Annotated in this window: 22 protein-coding genes; 5 read left to right on the top strand and 17 right to left on the bottom strand. The window is 56.3% G+C overall.

The genetic code is table 11. The features are described from left to right. Nucleotides 1-3: 3 nt before the first annotated feature. The 9 genes from menC to codY form a co-directional block, all read right to left on the bottom strand. Nucleotides 4-1,116, bottom strand: coding sequence for an o-succinylbenzoate synthase (gene menC / locus AC3WJN_RS16415; RefSeq protein WP_005833605.1), 1,113 nt, complete (start codon nt 1,114-1,116; stop codon nt 4-6). Beyond that, nucleotides 1,097-2,104, bottom strand: a complete 1,008-nt coding sequence (locus tag AC3WJN_RS16410; RefSeq protein ID WP_005833607.1) for an ABC transporter ATP-binding protein — start codon at nt 2,102-2,104, stop codon at nt 1,097-1,099. The genes menC and AC3WJN_RS16410 overlap by 20 nt, the downstream gene beginning before the upstream one ends. Next, nucleotides 2,101-3,084, bottom strand: a complete 984-nt coding sequence (locus AC3WJN_RS16405) for an ABC transporter ATP-binding protein (RefSeq protein ID WP_007783251.1) — start codon at nt 3,082-3,084, stop codon at nt 2,101-2,103. The genes AC3WJN_RS16410 and AC3WJN_RS16405 overlap by 4 nt, the downstream gene beginning before the upstream one ends. A gap of 13 nt (nt 3,085-3,097) precedes the next feature. Next, entirely contained in the window at nt 3,098-3,952 is an 855-nt protein-coding gene (locus AC3WJN_RS16400; RefSeq protein WP_005833611.1) for an ABC transporter permease, read from the bottom strand. Between the two features lie 19 nt (nt 3,953-3,971). Next, on the bottom strand, nt 3,972-4,892 hold the full coding sequence (locus AC3WJN_RS16395) for an ABC transporter permease (RefSeq protein WP_007783249.1): 921 nt from the start codon (nt 4,890-4,892) through the stop codon (nt 3,972-3,974). A gap of 21 nt (nt 4,893-4,913) precedes the next feature. Further along, nucleotides 4,914-6,524 carry an ABC transporter substrate-binding protein gene (locus AC3WJN_RS16390; RefSeq protein WP_007783246.1) on the bottom strand — a complete coding sequence of 537 codons (1,611 nt, stop codon included), beginning with the start codon at nt 6,522-6,524 and terminating at the stop codon, nt 4,914-4,916. 27 nt (nt 6,525-6,551) lie between these two features. Beyond that, nucleotides 6,552-7,424 (bottom strand): MurR/RpiR family transcriptional regulator, encoded by an 873-nt coding sequence (locus tag AC3WJN_RS16385; RefSeq protein WP_007783244.1) that lies wholly within the window; start codon nt 7,422-7,424, stop codon nt 6,552-6,554. Between the two features lie 6 nt (nt 7,425-7,430). Next, nucleotides 7,431-8,924, bottom strand: coding sequence for a M81 family metallopeptidase (locus AC3WJN_RS16380; RefSeq protein WP_007783243.1), 1,494 nt, complete (start codon nt 8,922-8,924; stop codon nt 7,431-7,433). 277 nt (nt 8,925-9,201) lie between these two features. Continuing rightward, complete coding sequence (gene codY, locus AC3WJN_RS16375; RefSeq protein WP_005828198.1) at nt 9,202-9,978, bottom strand: GTP-sensing pleiotropic transcriptional regulator CodY; 777 nt, start codon at nt 9,976-9,978, stop codon at nt 9,202-9,204. A gap of 191 nt (nt 9,979-10,169) precedes the next feature. Here codY and AC3WJN_RS16370 point away from each other — a divergent pair, with 191 nt between their 5' ends. Then, entirely contained in the window at nt 10,170-10,271 is a 102-nt protein-coding gene (locus AC3WJN_RS16370) for a YjcZ family sporulation protein (protein ID WP_035317240.1), read from the top strand. Nucleotides 10,272-10,349: 78 nt separating this feature from the next. Here AC3WJN_RS16370 and AC3WJN_RS16365 read toward each other — a convergent pair whose 3' ends face one another. The 5 genes from AC3WJN_RS16365 to AC3WJN_RS16345 form a co-directional block, all read right to left on the bottom strand. Further along, nucleotides 10,350-11,126: a sporulation protein gene (locus AC3WJN_RS16365; RefSeq protein WP_005828196.1), complete on the bottom strand. Its 777-nt coding sequence runs from the start codon at nt 11,124-11,126 to the stop codon at nt 10,350-10,352. Between the two features lie 58 nt (nt 11,127-11,184). Next, nucleotides 11,185-11,730: a sporulation membrane protein YtrI gene (locus tag AC3WJN_RS16360; RefSeq protein WP_005828194.1), complete on the bottom strand. Its 546-nt coding sequence runs from the start codon at nt 11,728-11,730 to the stop codon at nt 11,185-11,187. Beyond that, nucleotides 11,727-12,038 (bottom strand): YtrH family sporulation protein, encoded by a 312-nt coding sequence (locus tag AC3WJN_RS16355; protein WP_007783237.1) that lies wholly within the window; start codon nt 12,036-12,038, stop codon nt 11,727-11,729. The genes AC3WJN_RS16360 and AC3WJN_RS16355 overlap by 4 nt, the downstream gene beginning before the upstream one ends. A 161-nt stretch (nt 12,039-12,199) precedes the next feature. After that, nucleotides 12,200-12,424: a hypothetical protein gene (locus tag AC3WJN_RS16350; RefSeq protein WP_005828188.1), complete on the bottom strand. Its 225-nt coding sequence runs from the start codon at nt 12,422-12,424 to the stop codon at nt 12,200-12,202. A gap of 1 nt (nt 12,425) precedes the next feature. Continuing rightward, complete coding sequence (locus tag AC3WJN_RS16345) at nt 12,426-12,683, bottom strand: hypothetical protein (protein ID WP_005828186.1); 258 nt, start codon at nt 12,681-12,683, stop codon at nt 12,426-12,428. A gap of 58 nt (nt 12,684-12,741) precedes the next feature. On the opposite strand from AC3WJN_RS16345, the gene AC3WJN_RS16340 reads away from it, so the two are divergent. Both AC3WJN_RS16340 and AC3WJN_RS16335 read left to right on the top strand, forming a co-directional pair. Then, nucleotides 12,742-13,989, top strand: a complete 1,248-nt coding sequence (locus AC3WJN_RS16340; RefSeq protein WP_005828184.1) for an MFS transporter — start codon at nt 12,742-12,744, stop codon at nt 13,987-13,989. Beyond that, the gene (locus AC3WJN_RS16335) at nt 13,990-14,127 is read left to right on the top strand and encodes a hypothetical protein (RefSeq protein WP_005828182.1); all 138 of its coding nucleotides are present in this window, start codon (nt 13,990-13,992) and stop codon (nt 14,125-14,127) included. Nucleotides 14,128-14,233: 106 nt separating this feature from the next. On the opposite strand, the gene AC3WJN_RS16330 is transcribed toward AC3WJN_RS16335, so the two are convergent. After that, nucleotides 14,234-14,743 (bottom strand): hypothetical protein, encoded by a 510-nt coding sequence (locus AC3WJN_RS16330; RefSeq protein WP_005828179.1) that lies wholly within the window; start codon nt 14,741-14,743, stop codon nt 14,234-14,236. Nucleotides 14,744-14,761: 18 nt separating this feature from the next. Further along, complete coding sequence (locus tag AC3WJN_RS16325) at nt 14,762-15,841, bottom strand: M42 family metallopeptidase (protein ID WP_005828177.1); 1,080 nt, start codon at nt 15,839-15,841, stop codon at nt 14,762-14,764. A gap of 154 nt (nt 15,842-15,995) precedes the next feature. Between AC3WJN_RS16325 and AC3WJN_RS16320 the strand changes: the two genes are divergently transcribed. Both AC3WJN_RS16320 and AC3WJN_RS16315 read left to right on the top strand, forming a co-directional pair. Continuing rightward, nucleotides 15,996-16,817: a GNAT family N-acetyltransferase gene (locus AC3WJN_RS16320; protein WP_005828175.1), complete on the top strand. Its 822-nt coding sequence runs from the start codon at nt 15,996-15,998 to the stop codon at nt 16,815-16,817. 306 nt (nt 16,818-17,123) lie between these two features. Beyond that, nucleotides 17,124-18,425 (top strand): BaiN/RdsA family NAD(P)/FAD-dependent oxidoreductase, encoded by a 1,302-nt coding sequence (locus tag AC3WJN_RS16315; protein ID WP_007783229.1) that lies wholly within the window; start codon nt 17,124-17,126, stop codon nt 18,423-18,425. Between the two features lie 242 nt (nt 18,426-18,667). Here the strand turns inward: AC3WJN_RS16315 and AC3WJN_RS16310 are convergent, their stop codons facing one another. Beyond that, nucleotides 18,668-18,868 (bottom strand): hypothetical protein, encoded by a 201-nt coding sequence (locus tag AC3WJN_RS16310; RefSeq protein ID WP_005828171.1) that lies wholly within the window; start codon nt 18,866-18,868, stop codon nt 18,668-18,670.

The following is an 18,868-nucleotide window of genomic DNA, read 5'->3' as shown; positions in this document are numbered from 1 at the left end:
CTGTTACGGCCGGAAATTCGCCGAGCGGAGCACGTAGTTGCCAATCGCCCGCGCATTCAGCGCGTAGCCGATTCCCGGACCATCCGGCACGGCCAACTGCCCTGGAGCGATCAGCTCGACACCGCCCTCCACGATGTCTTCCTCCCAATAACGGCTGGAGGCCGCTGTATCGCCCGGAATCGTGAAGTTTGGCAGGCTGGTAATGGCGATATTGTGCGCGCGGCCGACCCCTGATTCGATCATGCCCCCGCACCAGACCGGAATGTCATGCGCCTGGCAAAAATCGTGAATCCGCTTGGACTCAGTCAAACCGCCGACGCGACCGACTTTGATATTGATGATGCCGCAACTGCCCAGCTCGATCGCTTTTCTGGCGTCCTCCACGCTGTGAATGCTCTCGTCGAGGCAAATCGGCGTGGAAAGCTCGCGCTGCAGCTTCGCATGGTCGATGATGTCGTCATGGGCCAGCGGCTGCTCGATCATCATCAGCCCGTATTGATCCAGCTCCTTCATCACGTCGATATGCTCCATCGTGTAGGCGGAGTTCGCGTCGGCCATCAGTGGCACATCGTCGCCAAACTGCTTGCGGATTGCGCGAATCAGCTCCACGTCAAACCCCGGTTTGATCTTCACCTTGATTTTTTTGTAGCCTTCCGCGAGGTGACGCTCCACTTTTGCCAGCACCTGATCGACTGTCGGTTCAATCCCGATGCTGATGCCAACGTCGATTACCGATTTGTTTCCCCCAAGCGCCTTGGCAAGCGACACCCCTTTTTGCTTGCTGTACAAATCCCAAATGGCCCCTTCCAACGCCGCCTTCGCCATGTTGTTGCGGCGGACGGGAGCAAACAGCCGATCCACGTCCTCCGGCGTCTCGATTGGACTGGCAAACAGCTTCGGAATGAGAAAACGCTCCATCATGTGCCAAACAGTTTCGGTCGTTTCTTCATTATAATAAGGGTCCGGCATCGCCACGCTCTCGGCGTAGCCGACTTCCCCTTCTCCGTAGACGCTAACCAGAATCAGCTCCTTGACCACCGTGTAGCCAAAGCTTGTTTCAAAACGGAAGCGAAGTGGTATGTGCAGTTGCTGCAGCTCAATGCGCTCGATTTTCAATGATCTTCATCCCTTCTGTTTCATATAGATGGCATGCGACAAAATGGCGGGGCTGGATCTGGCTGGGAACGGGACGAACCGTGCGGCAAATCTCCGTGCTGTGCGGACAGCGCGTATGAAAGGAGCAGCCTGCTGGCACCCGCGAAGGACTGGGAACGTCGCCGCCAAGCACGATCCTTTCCTTTCGGCGAAAAGGATTGGCTTTTGGCACGGCAGACATCAGCGCCTGTGTATATGGATGCAGCGGCCCCGTAAACAAATCTTTTTTGTCCGCGATTTCCACGATGCGCCCGAGGTACATGACGGCGATTCTGTCGCTAATATGGCGAACGACGCCTAGATCGTGGGAAATAAACAGGTAGCTCAGTCCGAGTTGCTCCTGCAAATCTTGCAGCAGGTTGACAATCTGCGCCTGAATGGAGACATCCAGGGCAGAAACCGGCTCGTCTGCCACAACCAGCGCTGGCTGAACCGCCAAAGCGCGCGCAATCCCGATCCGCTGTCGCTGACCGCCGCTGAACTCGTGCGGATACCGGGCCGCGAACTGCGGATTCAGCCCGACCAGTTGCAACAGCTCCTGCACCTGCTCCCGCCGATTGGCGGACGACAGCTTCGGCTCTCTCACGCTCAGCGCTTCCTCCAAAGCTCCCTGCACCGTCATCCGCGGATTGAGCGAGGCGTACGGGTCCTGAAAGACAATTTGCATTTTTTTGCGAAAAGAGCGAAAACGACGCTCCGGCATCGCCGTTATTTCTTGGCCTTCAAAGTGAATCGTCCCGCCTGTCGGCTCGATCAGGCGCATGATGCTTCGCCCCGTGGTCGATTTGCCGCAGCCGCTTTCTCCGACAAGCCCCAGCGTCTCCCCTTTTTTAAGCTGAAAGGAAACTCCATCGACTGCCTTGATGACTTCGCCACTCTTGCCGAGCAGTCCTTTCTTCACGGGAAAATACGTCTTCAGATCGTTTACGGATAACAAAATCTCGCTCATACCGCCATCTCCTCTTTCGCGTACAGCCAGCAGCGTACGGCTTGTGTGCCTTGGCCGGAGAGCGGCGGCTTTTCCAGGTAGCAGCGTTCCATCGCCAGCGGACAGCGAAAGCGAAAGGCACAGCCCTCTGTCACTTCGCCGAGCAACGGGACGCTGCCTTCGATCGGGGCCAGTCGTTTTTTCTCTTCCTCATCCAGGTCGGGGATGCAGCGCAGCAGCCCGGCCGTGTATGGGTGCAACGGCTGCGTAAACAGGCTGGCGACATCTGCCTCCTCCACGATCTCCCCGTAGTACATGACCAGCACCCGATTCGCCATTTCCGCGACGACTCCAAGGTCGTGCGTAATCAGCAAGAGCGAGGTGTTGGCCTTTTCCTTCAAATCGTTCATCAGCTCCAGTATTTGCGCCTGAATCGTCACGTCCAGCGCCGTCGTCGGCTCGTCGGCGATCAGCAAATGCGGGTTGCAGGCCATCGCCATCGCGATCATGACCCGCTGCTTCATCCCTCCCGACAACTGGTGCGGATATTCGCGCATGATTTCCTCGGCGCGCGGAACCCCGACCTTTTTCAGCATGGCAATGGCCTGTTCCCGCCGTTCTTTTTTGGACAAATCGGTATGCAGGCGGTAAACCTCCTCTAGTTGCTTGCCGATGGTGTGCACCGGATTTAAGGAGGTCATCGGCTCCTGAAAAATCATCGCGATCTCTTTGCCGCGAATCTCGCGCATCTCCTTTGGCCCCAGCTTGCCAAGCTCCCTGCCTTGAAAGCGGATGCTGCCCTCCATCTGCGTGGAGGAACGGGACAACAACCCCATGATCGCAAGCGAGGTCACGCTTTTGCCGCAACCGGACTCTCCTACCAAGGCGACCGTCTCGCCTTTTTTGAGCTGAAAAGAAATGCCTTGCAACGCGGGCAGCACGCCATTTTCCGTCCTGAACTTCACCCGCAGGTCATTGACCGCAAGCAACGCGTCTTTCATTTTCCATCCTCCCTTACCTCGTTTTCGGGTCCAGGGCGTCACGCAAGCCATCGCCAAGCAAGTTGAAGCCAAGGACCACCAGCATGATCGCCATGCCAGGGAAAATGGACATCCACCAGGCCTGACTCAAAAACGACTTGCCGACAAAAACCATCGCCCCCCATTCCGGCATCGGCGGTTGGGCACCGAGCCCGAGAAAGCTCAGGGCGGCAGCGGCCAAAATGCTGACGCCAAACTGAATCGTCGACAGCACGATGATCGGCGACAGGATGTTCGGCAAAATGTGCTTCAAAAGAATTTGCCAGTCGCGAATCCCCAGGGCGCGGACGGCCTCGATGTACTCCTTTTCCCGGATGGACAGGACGGCAGAGCGCACGACCCGCACGTACGACGGAATGACCGCAATCACGACGGCAATCATCGCATTGGTTAACCCCGGCCCGAGCACGGCAATTACCGCGATCGCCAACAGCAGGGCGGGAAGCGACATGAGAATGTCCATCCCTTGCATGATGAACAGGTCGAGCTTGCGGTAGTAACCGGCGATAATGCCGAGCGTGACGCCAATTGCCGTAGAGAGCACGACCGTAATCAGCCCCATCAAAAGCGAGATCCGCCCGCCGTGCAAGAGCCGGGAAAAAATGTCGCGGCCAAAATCATCCGTCCCCAACAAATGCGTAAGGCTGGGCGCAGCCAGGCGTTGCTCAAAGTTCATCTGCTCGACGGAGTGCGGCGCAATGACCGGCGCAAACAAAGAGGCCAGCGTAAAAATGAGCAGGATGATCGCTCCGGCCATGGCGGTTTTGTTGCGCCGCAATCGTTTTCCGATCACCGACCAGTAAGAGGATGTGTGATGGCTGTTGTTCACGGTTATCCTGCTCCTTTCCTTAGTCGAAGTGGATGCGCGGATCAATCCGGCTGTAGATGAGGTCCACAATCAAGTTGGTCAGGGCAAAAATCAGCGCCATGAAAAACACCATCCCCTGCACCGTCGGCATGTCCCGCTTGCTGATCGCCTCGATGGCCAGACTGCCGATGCCTTGCAAAGAAAACACCGTTTCGACCACTACCGCTCCAGCCATGAGCGAGCCGAATTGCAGGCCGATCATCGTCACAACCGGGATGATCGCGTTGGGCAAGCCGTGGCTGAACACGAGAGAAACGAGAGACGCTCCTTTTGCCTCCGCCGTCCGCATGTAGTCTTGCTTGATGACTTCGAGCATGCTGGCGCGCGTCATCCGGGCGATCATGCCCGCTTCGGCCATCCCCAGCGTGATCGCGGGCAAGAGCAAGGAATGAATGCCCTCGTAGCCGGAGATCGGGAACAAGGCGAGCTTGTAAGCGAAAATCCAGATCAAAAACAGCGCGATCCAAAAGCCCGGCGCGGAAATGCCGACCAAGGAGGTCAGGACGACCAACCTGTCGACAAACGTGTTTTGTTTGACGGCGGCAATCGTCCCGAGCAAAATGCCGAAGATCGCGGCAATGACGACACTGAGCACAGCGAGCTGCATCGTGATCGGGAAGCGCGCGACAATTTGCTCCCACACGCTCTCCCCGGTAAAGAGCGAGGTTCCGAGATCGCCCGTCAACAGTCTCCCCAAAAAGCTCGCGTACTGCTGCCAAAGCGGCTGATCCAGCCCGAGCGAAGCGCGCATCTGGCTGATCGCTTCCGGCGTGGCAAACTGTCCCAATATTTGCGTTGCGGGGTCGCCGGGGATCAGATGGACCATGAGAAAAATCAGGACAGAGACGCCAAGCAGCGTGCCCAATAGAGAAAGCAGCCTTTTTGCGACATAGCGGCGCATGTCTTCACCCCTGCTTTTTGCCTATTTGTCGAGCGTGACATCATTCAAAATGAAATATTGCGTGTACGGATTAAGCGAAAAGCCTTTAATGCCCCGTGTCGCCGTCACCAGCTCGTTCACCCAGAGCGGCACCCATGGCGACTCGTTCAGCAAAATTTCCTGCGCTTGTTCGTAAATGCGGATTCGCTCCTCTTCGCTTGCCGCTTCCCGGCCTTTGTTGAGCAACTCGTCCAGCTCCGGCTTCGTGAAGTGCATGCGGCTTGTGGCATTGCTCTTTTCAAAGATGAGGTAGAGGATGTCGGCATCGAACCAGCCGTAGTACATCAAAGCCATGTCGTACGACTTTTTGCTGATGCGGTCTTTGATCGTCGTCATTTCCTGCACGGTAATTTTCAGGTCGATGCCCGCTTCCCGCAACTGGCTCTGGAGAATTTGCGCGGCGCGCGAAAACGCTGGCTCCTGCGACACGAGCAGCTCCACAGACAACGGCTTGCCATCCTTGTCGACGATGCCGTCGTTGTTGCTGTCCGTCCATCCGGCGTCGGCAAGCAGTTGCTTGGACTGTCCGAGATCGCGGGTGTACATTTGCTTGGCCTTGTTCTCAATCGCCTCGCTGTAGCCGAAAATCGTCGGTGCCAACGGGCCGTAAATCGGCTTGCCGAAGCCGTTCAACGCCACGGCAACGAGCGGGTCGCGGTCGACGGAGAGCGCTACGGCTTTGCGCAGGCGCACGTCGCCAAACAGCGGATGCTGGTTGTTGAACGCGATGTACTTGATGCCGATGTCCATCATTTTCTGAATCTCGACGTCAGGCAGTGCTTGCAGCTCGGCGACAGCGTTTGCTGGAACGTCGTGCAGCACGTGGATCGTCCCTTTTTTAAATTCCATCAGGCGGGTATCGTCGTCTTTCAAAAAGCGGAACAATACGTTGTCTACGTGCAACGGCCCTTTGTTTGTCGCGTACTCCGGCCCCCAGTTGAAATCCGGATTTTTCTTGTACAAAAGCGAGGCGCCGCGTTCGCGCTTTTCGAACTGGATCGCTCCTGTGCCCGATGGTTTGTCGCCAAAGCCGTCGCCAAGCTCTTTTGCCGTCTTGGCGTCGATCGGAGACACCAGCCCGCTAATGACGACGTTGATAAACGGGGCGAACGGCTTGGAGAAATGAATTTTCAGCGTCTGCTCGTCCGCTGCCTCCACTTTTTCGATCGGTCCCGCAATTCCTTTGACCGGGGAGATTTCCAGCATCCGGTCGAACGATTCCTTCACAGCCGCCGCTGTCACAGGCTCGCCGGAGTGAAAGCGCGTATTTTTGCGCAAAGTAAACGTCCACGTCTTGCCGTCCTGCGAGATTTCGTACTTTTCCGCGAGGCGCGGGACGATTTTCCCTGTTGTATCGCGGGTCAGAAGCGGTTCGTACAAAAGGCCGTTCTCATTGCCCAACCAGCTTGTCTTGTGCAGATCGAGCGTATCCGGTTCAATCAGCGAGGAGATGACGAGCGTGTTATTGCTCTTGCTCGTCCCGTCGCTATCCGGCTGAGTCGTCTGGGTTGCCGTCTGCGCGGAGCAGCCTGCGATCATTGCTGTTGCCAGCAAGACGCCAAGCGGCCCGTTTTTCCACCAGCTTTTTTTCATGCCTTCATCCCCTTTTTTCTCTCACCGTCACATATCGGTTTCTCCCACGAAGGGATAAATTTGGCGACTCGTGTTCTCGTAATGGCGCAGCCGCTCCTGCACCTGCTCGCCGTCGGCCTGGACCACGCCGCTGACGAGAATGTTCAGCATGGAAAAAATCGCGGTCATCCCTTTCAGGGCGGTTGGCGCAGGGGCGTACACCTTCAAGACTTGATCGGCAATCGGACCGACCGGGGACAGCTCGTCGTCGGTAATCCCGAGCACGACAGCGCCCCGCTCCTTCGCCGCCTTGGTGAACAAAATCGTTTCGTTGACGTAGCGGGGAAAAGAGAGCGCAATCACCAGCCAGTCCGCATTGATCTGGGTCAGCAAATAGTTCGCATCATCGACAGGGCCGTTGTACAGGTGCGCGTTTCCTTTTACGACATTGAGCGCAAAAGCGAGCCAGTGAGCCGGAGCGTAAGAGCTGCGGAAGCCGACGACGAGAATGTGCTTGGCGGACATAATGCGCGTGATCGCATGCTGAAGCTGCTCCTTTTGCAGCCCGCCCAGCGTTTGCCGGATGTAGGCGACATCTTGTTCCAGGTTGAAGGAGAGCAGATCGTCCTGTCCGCGCAAATTTTCCGCCGCCGCCCGCAGGCTGCTGATGGCGTCTTCTTTTTGCACTCGTTCGAGCAAGGAGCTGCGAATTTCATTTTGCAATTCGCTGTACCCGGAGTAACCGAGCGCGTAGGAGAGGCGAATGACTGTCGTTTCGCTCGTCCCATTCAGCGCTCCGACCACTTTGGCGGGCTTTTGGGCTACGATTTGTGGTTCGGCGAGAATGTATTTGGCGGCCAGCTTCTGCTGGTTGGTCAATTCCGGATAGTGCTTGCGAATGCGCTCCTGTACGTGTTCCATCGTTTTCTACTTCCTTGTCAGTTGTGGTAGGTTCGGATCGGTAATCGGATCGAGCGGGTAAAGCGGCCGGTTCGCCCGTTTGTACTCGAAAAAGCGGAAGTTCAATGTCGTCAGGCCAGGCGAATCGACCGTGATGACTTTGGCGCTGATCGGCTCGAAGGCGGCGCGGAAGTGCGTGCTCGATTTGAGCGCGACGATCTTGTAGCGCGTGACATCAATCCCGTGCAGTTGAAAAATTTGCTCATCGAGCACCTGCGACTTGACGGAGCAGACGATCACGTCCACGCCCCCGATTTGCAGGCGAACCGACTTGCCGTAGTCGGCCCGGGTGCCCCGCCCCATCGGCGTCGTCGCCACGAACTTGCCGTCGGTCAGCGCTTTGACATACGCCGTGACTTCAAGCGGCTCGCCGTGCAGGTCGTCTGTTTTCCCGCCCAGGCTCAGCTCGAGCGAGGCTCCGACTCCCGCCGCGAACGCTTGCTGCACCACCTCGGGATCGTACATGTAGCCGAAGCAGGCATCGGTCAACTGCGCTTCGAGCATGGCCCGCAGCAGATGAGTTCCGTCGCCGGGGGTTCCGCCGCCCGGGTTGTCCGATGTCTCGTTGATGACGATCGGCCTGCCTTCTGTCGCCAGCGCTTGCGCGATTCCCTCGGCAGGCGTCGGCATGATAAGCTCGAAGTCGTCCCGCCGTTCCCACACGAGCCGCGCCACATCCTCGCTCACTTTTCGCGCCAGCTCGCTGTCGTTGTTCGTGACCGCCAAAACCGCCACTCCCAGCTCGGGAATGTCCGTGTACGGAAAGCCGTGAAAAAACGCGCAGTCGATGACGTTTTCTTCCTTCTCCCAAGCCCAGCACGCTTCGTTGATTTCGCTTGCCGGAAAGTGGTGGGTAGCAGAGGTCGGGATCAACAAGGGCAATCTGGTCAAATGCATCGTCGGCTTCCACTCGCCGGCGACCATTTTGCGCGCGACATCAATCGCCTCCTGTCCACGCTCATAGCAGTCGACGTGCGGGTACAGATGGACGCCGAGCAGCGCGTCTGCTTCTTCCACCATCTGCGGCGTCATGTTCGCATGCAGGTCGAGCGTGACGACCAGCGGAATCTCGTAGCCGACTACGCCGCGCACGGCCGCAAGCAGGTCGCCTTCCAGATCGTCAATTCCTTCGGCGACGCCAGCCCCGTGCAGGGCAAGACAGATGGCGTCGGCGCCCTGTGCCAGACGCAGCCCTTCCAGCAGTTCGGCCTTCATCCGCTCGTACGTGTCGCGCGTGATCGTGCCTGCCGGATAGGCAAACGTGGAAAAGGTCGGCAAAAGCTCAATGCCCAGTTCCTCCGCCCGGTCGATCATTCCCCCTAAAAAGTTTCTCACTTTGCGGTTGCGATCCAGGATGACTTGCTGATGATCCCACTCCCAGCTCTGGAACAGGTCTAACGTGGAAGGAACGTTGGAAAACGTGTTCGTTTCGTGCACGACGCCGCCGATTGCCACTTTCAATCCGATCTCCTCCTCAATCGCTTTGCATTTTGAAGTTTAGACTTTAAATTTTGAATTTTTTGAAGTTATTCCTTTTGGCAAATTATATCGGCAAAAAAATCACGAATCAATGATTAATTCATGAACTTTTTTCCAGTTGGAATGTACTCGTTGAGCGGCAAAGGACTTGCCCCTTCCTTTTGGCAAAACGTGTTCCCGCCTGTTCGCGCCTCTGCCCGCGCACGCAAACAAAGGCCCTCCCGTTTTCCGGGAGAGCCTTCTGTCTAAGCGCTGCGAATTACGATGTTTTCCACTTCGCCAGTTCGGATGGGAACTTGTCGTTGAGCACTTTGATATATGTACCTTTCATGCCGAGCGAGCGGGACTCCAGCACGCCTGCGCTGGCCAGCTTGCGCAGCGCGTTGACGATGACGGAACGAGTCAGACCCGCCTGGTCTGCCAGTTGACTGGCGACGAGCAAGCCTTCGCGCGCGTCGAGCTGCTCCATAATTTTTTCAATGGCGATCTGTTCGCTGTAGGACAGCGAAGACAGGGCAATTTTGGCGAACGTTTTGTCGCGCACTTCATTTTCAATCTGCTCTGTGCGCTGGCGAACGATCTTCATCCCGATGACGGTCGCGCCGATTTCGCCCAAAATCAAATCCTCGGTTTCAAACTCGCCATACGCCCGCAGCAGCACGAGTGTACCCAGGCGGCTGCCGCCTGCATTGATCGGCACGATGGTCGTCATCATTTGCGGGAACAGCCCTGCCAGTTCTTTTGGCACGAAGCTGTACGGACTTTCGATCGACTCGTTTGCGAGCGTCTGTGTCACTTCCAGCAGTTTTTGATGTATGCCGCTTCGCAGTTGAGTGGAAGACTGGCCTTCTTCATTCAGCGAAATTTCCTGGTTCAAGCCGCTGCCGAGAATCGTGCCGTCCGCCGTAATGATGTACACATTTGCCGAGATGACCTCTGACAGCAACTTGGCGAGATCCTGGAAGCCTACGCCGCTGCCTCCCATTGTTTTTTGCAGCATCACATTAATTTTCCTGGTTTTTTCCAACAAATTCATAATAATATCCTCCTTGGATTTCTTCATGCTCACAGTATTGTCAGAAAAATCCAGCCCTATACATCCAAATCAAAAAATTAGAAAGACACCTCATGGAACCGGCTTTTGCCCCAAAAATAGGTGTATGCCTGCACACGTTTGCCCTGGCCTTCGACTATGTTATAGAGGGAACAAACATCACGTCACGAATTATGGGAGGATTTCAAATGGGGCTGTTTAACGGAGGCTTTAACGGATTTGCACTGATTCTCGTCTTGTTCGTCCTGTTGACCATCGTTGGCGTAGACGACTAATCGTCCGCCTTGTCAATCCACGAAAAAATGGCTGTCTGGTTCGCATCCCAGACAGCCTTCTTTTTTGCTTTCCCTTGTTTAACGCAGTTGTTGCTTGATCTTCTGCTCGATGGCATCGGCAATCACGCGAGTCGGCTTTTGCAGATCGGCCTCGTAAAGCCGGAAGCGGACATAGCGTTCGTCGAGGTTAAACGCTTCTTCCCAGGCGCCCAGGAAGCCACGCGCGCGCTTGTCGAGCTCCAGCAGCACTTCCAGCTCGCCTTCGCGCAAGTAAAAGACGACTTCCAGCTCCTCCAGACGGCTACGGTATGCCCCTGTCGGACGGAACTCAAATTCCTGCACAAACGGATACGTGCGGCCCAGGTGGCGGTTGTACTCGCAGTCGACCTTGTACAACTGGAAGCCAATCGACTGGACCGCCTCCAGTACTTTTGCCATCAAAGGATGCGGACGCACTTCGATAAAGTCGGAGTCGCCCGGATCAATCGCGTTTTTAATATCCAATCCCGTCCGCAAATAAACGGGTTGACGTCCCATAGTCAGCGGTGTCTCATAAGGAAGCTGGAACGCAAAAGGCAGTACCTTGTCCTCCTTCGGCTGCAAATAGACGCGCTCAGTCAGACGGTACTTGACCAGCGTGCACTCTTCCTTCACCTTGTTGTCATTCACTTCGCGTTCGTAGTGTGTGATAACGTACATGTAGATTTCGTCGATTTCCTGCGCTACGTCTCCACCGGAGATGTGCACTTCGCCTTTTACGAGGTCTCCAGGAACGAGGGACTCCTGCTCCAAACGGGCATCGACTTTGGCCGCTCCGATTCCGACACTGGCCAGCAACTTTTTGAACATGGACATGTACTCGCCTCTCCTTTGCGTTCACCCCAGATCTTGCGACAGATCTGCCTTCAGGTTTCTATGTAGAAATATACGGGGGAAGAAAAAGAAAGTTTCGCGCTATCTTTTGCCAGACATCGTCGGATATGACCTCTGCCGTCACAAACACTTGCAGCGTCCGCGCGATAAACACGGTCTTGATCCGCACCTCCACCATCGTCTGGTCGGACAAGACATACTCCCGGCGGCGCAGCATCTCGTGCAGCACCTGGTGAACCTCCGCGACCTGCTCTGCTTTTTTGCCTTTGAGCGAGGCGAAGTCTTTTTCGATCAAATCGACCACCTGCACGACGATCGTCCCGTGCAGCGGCTGCTTCTGGTCCGCCGTCAAGACAAAGGCGCGGACTTCCTCGATGACCTGATCCTGCTTTTTGCGATAGACCCGCTGGTTTTGCTTCAGCTCCTGATTTTCCTCGTACAGCTTTTTATTTTGCAGCTCCAGGCTTTTGCGGACAAGCATCATCTGCTCCATCTCGCGTCCGTACACAAACAAAACCGCCGTTCCGCCCAACAGGCAGCCGATGAGCAGGAGAGCGAGATAGCGTTTCCACAGGACGATCATCATGAGCGCACCTGCACGAGCCACTGCACGCAAATCGTCCCGATGTGCGCGCCCAAAAACGCGACGACGATCATGACGAGCTGTTTGAACACAGGCGAAAAGTTGCCCATCAATATTTTCTCAATCTGCAAAAACGAGTCAAAGGTGCCGCCCAGAGCACCGACCAAGCCCCAGATTTTCAACTGGTCCGCAAGCTGGACCATCGAAAAAAGCGGAGGCTTTTCCGTCAAAAAGGCGCCCAAGCCGCCGCACAAAGATCCGCCCACGACGATGCCATAGGCCACAAAAAAGGTCAAAATGACTTGTGCCATGCTGTTTTCCCACCCTCTCGACTGCGCTGCCTATGCTTATCCCTACGCAGCTTGTCTGGCTTTTATGATTGAAAAGCCGCTGCCAGGCCCGCGCGAAAGGATCGGCTGCTTGGACAGGAAAAAAAGATGGCATGCTTTTGTCGGCAGCATGCCACATGCGCTCACGGCTTGTTCTTGCCCCACCTGCGCAGACGCCTCTGAATGCGCGGCGAGTTCATCACCATGAGATCCATAAACAGGTTGACCATATTCGGGTTGCTCAGCACCTGTTTGAACACTTCCGGATTTTCCTTAAACCATTGCTCGTTGGCCTTGATCCAGGCTTTGAAGCCCTGATTCGAGCGATAGTGATTGTTCAAGCGGCGAACCGGCCGATATGCGCTCATCTCAATCTATCCCTTCGTCAAAGAATATGGAGAGGAGAAAGATGATAACGATAATCCAGATCACCGTTTCAAAGCCATCCTGGTTGAAAAAGCCGAAACCTTTCATGACAGATCCCCCCTTCACGCTGGCTCGAACCGTCGCACCTGGCATACCGCCCATGGTACCTTTCTCTATAGGTATATGTATCGGGGAAAAGTTTGGATTGGACATATGCCTGCCTGTCGCGCACATTTGTACGCTCGCCCAATTTTGTTGCATAGAGACAAACCTCTTTCACTCATACTAGAAGAGACGATACCAACAAAAGGAGGCGATTATGACAGCCTCGAGTGGAGCTCTCTGGCGCAACAAGCCTTATTTGATCCTGCTATTGCTCGTTTTTTTCATGCACCTGGCCTCGTATCTGGTCATTCCGGTCTTTCCGATCTTTTTGCAGAAGGTGCGGCAGTTGCATCTCGCCCAGGTCGGCTTCATTTTGGGCGCGGGCAGCATTGCGTACCAGATTGGCAGCCTGATCGGCGGGCCGATGTCGGATCGCTGGGGCCGCCGCGCGATCATCACGCTTGGCGCACTGCTTCAAGGAGGGGCCATGCTCGGATATCACTACAGCGCGTCGTACGGGCTTTTTCTGCTGTTTTCCTCCGTGAACGGTCTGGGGCTTGGCCTGTTGGCCCCCACGATCAAGGCGATGATTGCCGATGAGGTGGCGGAAGCACAGCGTACAGCCGCTTTTTCGTGGCGGGGGATTCTCGCCCACAGCGGCATTATCGTAGCGGGTCTGGTCATTACCTGGATGACGTCCGTCGGCCAGCAGCCGTTTATGATCGCAGCCGCGGTATTTGGCCTGCTCGCCGTGCTGACGTTTTTTTCCTTGCCAGATGATCGCTGTGTCGGGCCTGCCTGCCGCCACACGCCGATCTCGGAATACCGGCATATTTTGAAGCACCGCAGCTTCCTGTTGTTTTCCGCGATTACTTTGCTGATTTGGGCGTTGTATGCGCAATTTACGATGATCTTGCCTTTGCGCGGCGAGCACGTCCTGCATTCCGCGACGCTCATCGGCCTCGTCTGGACGATCAACTCGCTCGCTGTCGTCCTGCTGCAAGGCTTCGTCTCGCGCTTTGTCCTTTCGCGAATCAACCCGTATGTGGCGCTTGCCGCCGGAACGACCTTGCTCGGCGCGGGCCTGACCTTGATGGGCTGGGCCAATCAATTCGTCACGCTCAGCGCCGCAGCCGTCGTATTTATTGTCGGCGAAATGCTGTTCATGCCTGTCCAGGATTCGCTCGTCACTCATTTTGCCAAGGAAGAATGGCTCGGAGCGTACTTCGGCTTCTCCAACTTCGTATCCGGCGTCGGCACGGCTCTCGGGACGAGCATCGGCGGCGCGATGGTGGAAAAGCTCGGGGGAGTCGGCAGCCGAAGCCCATGGATCGGCTACGGGATCATCACGCTTTTGCTCGCGGCGCTGCTCGGCTTATTCGCGATTTATGCGATGCCGCGCCACAAAAACCCGGAGCAGGCTCCCGAACCGAAATCGGGAAGAAAGGAAGGTGCCACGTAAATGAGCAAGCAAAACAACCAGGATCAAGCGGGGAAAATGCGGGAGGCAGACCGCAGCCCCCAGCCGAAATCCGTGCAAAACGACGCCCCCGGCTACGGGGACAAAAAGCTGGAAGGGCCGGATCGCCCTGCTACTTGACGGATTGCCTGTGCTGCATCGCCGCAAGCCGATGCGCAGACGAAAAAGCCATTTCCCCTGGATCGGTGGAAATGGCTTTTTTTCTTGCTCGCCTGTTTTGGCCTGTTCAGTTGATCGACACGAGCCTGTACGGTAGCGAAAACTCGTCGAGCTTTTGCAAAAAGGCCTGGCTTGCGCTCTCGTCAGGAGCTATCAACTGCAAATAGCGCGTGAAGTAAAACACAATCCGGTCCTCGCTGCCCTCCTTCAAGCGGTAGTGCGAGAGCGTGGCAATGTCTGTGAGCCCGTAAAAAAACGCATAGCGCTCAGGGGTGAGCGGCGCCTGAAACGAGCGGCTGACGACGATGCCGTTGCTGCGGTTTTCCTTGCTGTTGTCTTTCGTCGCCCCGAGAAAACGCAACGTCTCCGCAGCGCGTCTCGCCCCCAATTTTTCCGCCAGCATGCTGTCGTTGTACTCCACTTCCACATCGGTCAGCCGCTCGCGTACAGACTCCAGCATGGACATCAGCACTTTGCGGACAGCCAGATTTTCCGTGGCGAACTGGTTGTCGAAGACGTTAAATTCGTAAGACGTCGCCTGGCCCTGGCGCTTCGTGTACAAAACAATCGCGTTCAAAAGCGCCACCTCCCCTCATTATCTCGGCAAAATCGACGCAAAGGTCGCCCGATCCAGCTTGCGCACGATGGAGAACAACAGCCGCTTGGCCGCTTCGTAATCGTTGCGGTCAATGATGGACGCATGGCTGTGAATGTAGCGGGAAGGGATGCCGATGACAGCCGACGGCACGCCTTTTCCGTGGTTTTGCACGACATTGGCGTCCGTAGATCCTTTGGCCACGTAGTACTGGTACGGGATGTTCTCCTGCTCGCAGGTCGAAATAAGCAGTTCGCGCAGTCCCAGCGGCATCATGTACAGCGGATCGTATATGCGCATCAAAAGGCCGCCGCCCAGTTTGCCGCCTTCGTCTCTCACGCCGGGAATGTCCGTGGCCGGGCTGGCGTCCAAAGCGAGGAACAAATCAGGCTCGATCGCAGCCGCGGCTGTTTTCGCCCCGCGCATGCCAGACAGCTCTTCCTGGACCGTAGCCCCGACGTAGACGACGTTCGGATGGCCCGGGCGCTCGTGCAGCTCTTTTGCCAGTTCGACTGCCAGGCTGCAGCCGTAGCGGTTGTCCCACGCTTTTGCCATGAGGCGGTTCGGATTGGCCATGACCTGCAGCGGGCATACCGGAACGATCTGCTGTCCCGGACGCACGCCTGCCTGCTCGGCTTCCGCGCGCGAGTCGACGCCGATGTCGATAAACATGTTGCGAATGTCCATCGGGCGATTCCGCTGGTCTTCACTCAGCACATGCGGCGGAATCGAGCTGATGACGCCCTCGATCGCGCCTTTTTCCGTGATGATCTGGACGCGCTGGGCAAGCAAAACTTGTCCCCACCAGCCTCCGAGCGTCTGAAACGAAATAAAGCCTTGGTCGGAAATGCGCGTCACCATGAAGCCGACTTCATCCATATGTCCGGCCACCATGATTTTCGGACCGTTTTCATCGCCGCGCATTACCCCGAGCATGCTGCCAAGGTTGTCGTAGACAAATTCGTTTGTATAGGCACCTATGTATTCCCGCATGATAGCGCGGACCGAACCTTCGAAGCCTGGCGCTCCCGGCGCTTGTGTCAGCCGATTCCACAGCTCCCATTGAAAGTCGTTTTCCATCGTGGTCAAGCCTCCTGTCATCCCTAGCAGATGTTTGTCTGTCTCTCCTATTATCCGCAAGGCTGCCGGGGGATGCAACCGTTCCCAAGCAGGAATGTGCCTCCCTTTGTTCGAATGAAGTAAAAACGAAAACCTGGATAGGAGGAAAAAGCAAATGGCAATCACCTTGCGAAAACTGACCGAGGCGAGCGAAATCGAGCAACTGGAAACGATGGAAGGAAAAATATGGGACCCTTCGTCGGCCATTCCGTACCACATGACGCTGACGATGCACAAATTTGGCGGACTGTTCCTCGGGGCGTTTGACGGGGACGAGATGATCGGCTTTTTGTACAGCTTTCCCGGCTATACCAACGGCGAGACGCATCTCTGTTCCCACATGCTCGGCTTTTTGCCCGCGTATCGCAAGCAAGGACTCGGAGTGAAGATGAAGTGGCTGCAAAAGGAAGAAGCCAAAGCGCTGGGCCATTCCAAAATCACCTGGACGTACGACCCCCTGGAAACGGTGAACGGCGTCCTGAATATCGTCAAGCTTGGCGGAATCGTCCGCACGTATTTGCCCAACTGCTACGGCGACCTCGACGACGACTTCAACCGCGGCCTGCCGACTGATCGTTTTCTCGTCGAGTGGTTCATCGACAGCGGACGCGTGGAAGCCCGCCAGGCAGAAGGCGCACCGCGCCGTGCCTACGACGCTGCCCCTGACATTTTGCGCTATGAAATAGTCGACGGCCTTCCGGCTCCGGTCGCTTTCGACACCGCGCATGAAGAGCCTGTCTTGCTGCTTCCAGTCCCGGCCTTTTTCCAGCAGGTGAAGCAGGCGGACATGAACATCGCCTCGGCCTGGCGCGAGCAAACCGGCGAGCTGTTCACCAGCTACTTCGCCAAAGGCTACATCGTCACAGACATCGTCCGCGATGAAGCGGTTGTCAGATACGTGCTGGAGAAAAAGCCGCTGTCTGCGGTACTTGGGTGAGTTGGCGTTGGGGTGGGGTTCAAACAGTCTCGCTCTTTTTGGGTAAAAGCACCCTGTCTTTTTGGCGCGTGGCAGGCGGGGTGGCGGTTAAGGCTCCCTGCCTTTTTGGCGCGGTATGCTGGCTTGTGCTTCCAACGTTCCCACCTTTTTGGCGCAGCATTCGGGCTTGTGTTCCCCACCTGCCCCCTTTTTTAGCGCGACATACACGCTTGTGTTCCCACCCTCCCCCTCTATCTGAGCGCTAACATAGCCTCTTGTGGTAAAATGAAGGATGCCCTACCCTACAACATAAAAGGACGAGAATACATGAATCGATCACAGTACGACTATGACGTTATCATTATCGGCGGCGGGCCGTCCGGGCTGATGGCCGCTGTGGCGGCGTCGAGCCGGGGAGCGCGCGTCTGCTTGGTGGAAAAAGGCGGCAAGCTGGGACGCAAGCTCATCATTTCCGGCGGCGGCCGCTGCAACGTGACCAACGCCAAGGAGCAGGACGAGCTTATCAAGCAAATGCCCGGCAACGGCCGTTTTATGTATAGTGCGCTTGCGCAATTCGGCAACCGCGACATCATTCAGTTTTTTGAGGAACTGGGCGTCGCCCTGAAGGAAGAGGACCGCGGGCGGATGTTTCCCGTCACCGATAAAGCAGTGACGGTCGCCCAAGCGTTGATCGACCGGTTGAAGCAGCAGCATGTCGACATCCGGCTGAACGCTACCGTGAAGGAAGTTGTCTACGAAAACGGCCGAGCCGCAGGCATTTTGCTGCAATCCGGCGAAAAGCTGACAGCCTGCTGCGTCATTATCGCCGTCGGCGGCTGCTCGGTGCCGCAGACAGGCTCGACGGGAGACGGCTACGCCTGGGCCAAGGCGGCAGGCCATACGATCACGGACCTGTATCCGACAGAAGTGCCGCTCACCGCAAACGACTCCTTCATCCGCGACAAAACGCTGCAAGGACTGTCCCTGCGCGACATTACAATGACCTTGTACGCGCCGAACGGGAAAAAGATCAACACCCAGGAAGGCGATATGATTTTCACCCATTTCGGCCTGTCCGGGCCAGCCTCGCTGCGAATGGGGCACTACGTCTCCATCAGCCAGCGCAAATACGGCGCCGTCCCGCTGGCGCTCACGCTTGATCTGATGCCTGCCAAAAGCAAGGAGGAAGTCAGCGCAGAAAGCTGGAAACTACTGGAGGAACAGCCAAAAAAAGCGGTCAAAAACGTGCTCAAAGGCTACTTGCCGGAGCGAATGATTCCGCTCATCCTGTCGCTCGCCCAGATTGCCGAGGACACGACGTTGAGCCATATGAAAAAGCAGGAGTGGGCAAGTCTTGCGGGCATCATCAAAGCATTTCCGCTGACGATCACGGGAACGCTGTCCCTGGAGGAAGCTTTTATTACAGGCGGCGGCGTCAGCGTCAAGGAAATCGACCCGCGCACGATGCGCTCGAAGCTGATGGACGGCCTGTATTTTGCCGGCGAAGTCATGGACGTGCACGCCCATACCGGAGGCTACAACATTACTATCGCCTTTTCCTCGGGACATGCGGCGGGCACGCACAGCGCCGAAGAAGCTTTGGAATTTTTTTGCGAGAATAACGTTTAGGAAAACACGAATCGGGGAAACTAGGAGGCAGGTACTCTTTTTTGCGAAAGAGTAATCAGCACCTTACTCCCCCCTAGTTGTAAGGTGCTGGTTATCAGACCTTTACTCCCTTTATCTTCCCTATATGGAGCATCGCCTCGTGAGCGGTGCTTCTTTTTTTGTTGCGCAAAAAACACCTGCCGCCCGCGAGAATCGCGTCCTCGTTGCTCGTGCGACAGGTGTTTTTGCTTGTGCTCTTATCCCTATCCGGCCAACCGGAACAAATAAGCGAAGCCAGCCAGCATAAAGGCCAGGCCGAGCAAAAAAAACGTGTTGGCCCGCTGCTTGACCCGCTGTTCATTGCCCCGGAAATACGCGTTCATCCGCGCCTGCCATCTTTTGGTGCGCGGCTGGAGCATGACGAGAACGCCCGCCGCGATCAGAAAAACGGGAAGGAGTTGCAT

This window comes from Brevibacillus sp. FW306-2-1A-C05A, from assembly GCF_058781555.1.
The sequence above is the reverse complement of the archived record's forward strand: the minus strand, read 5'-3'. Positions and strand labels throughout refer to the sequence as shown.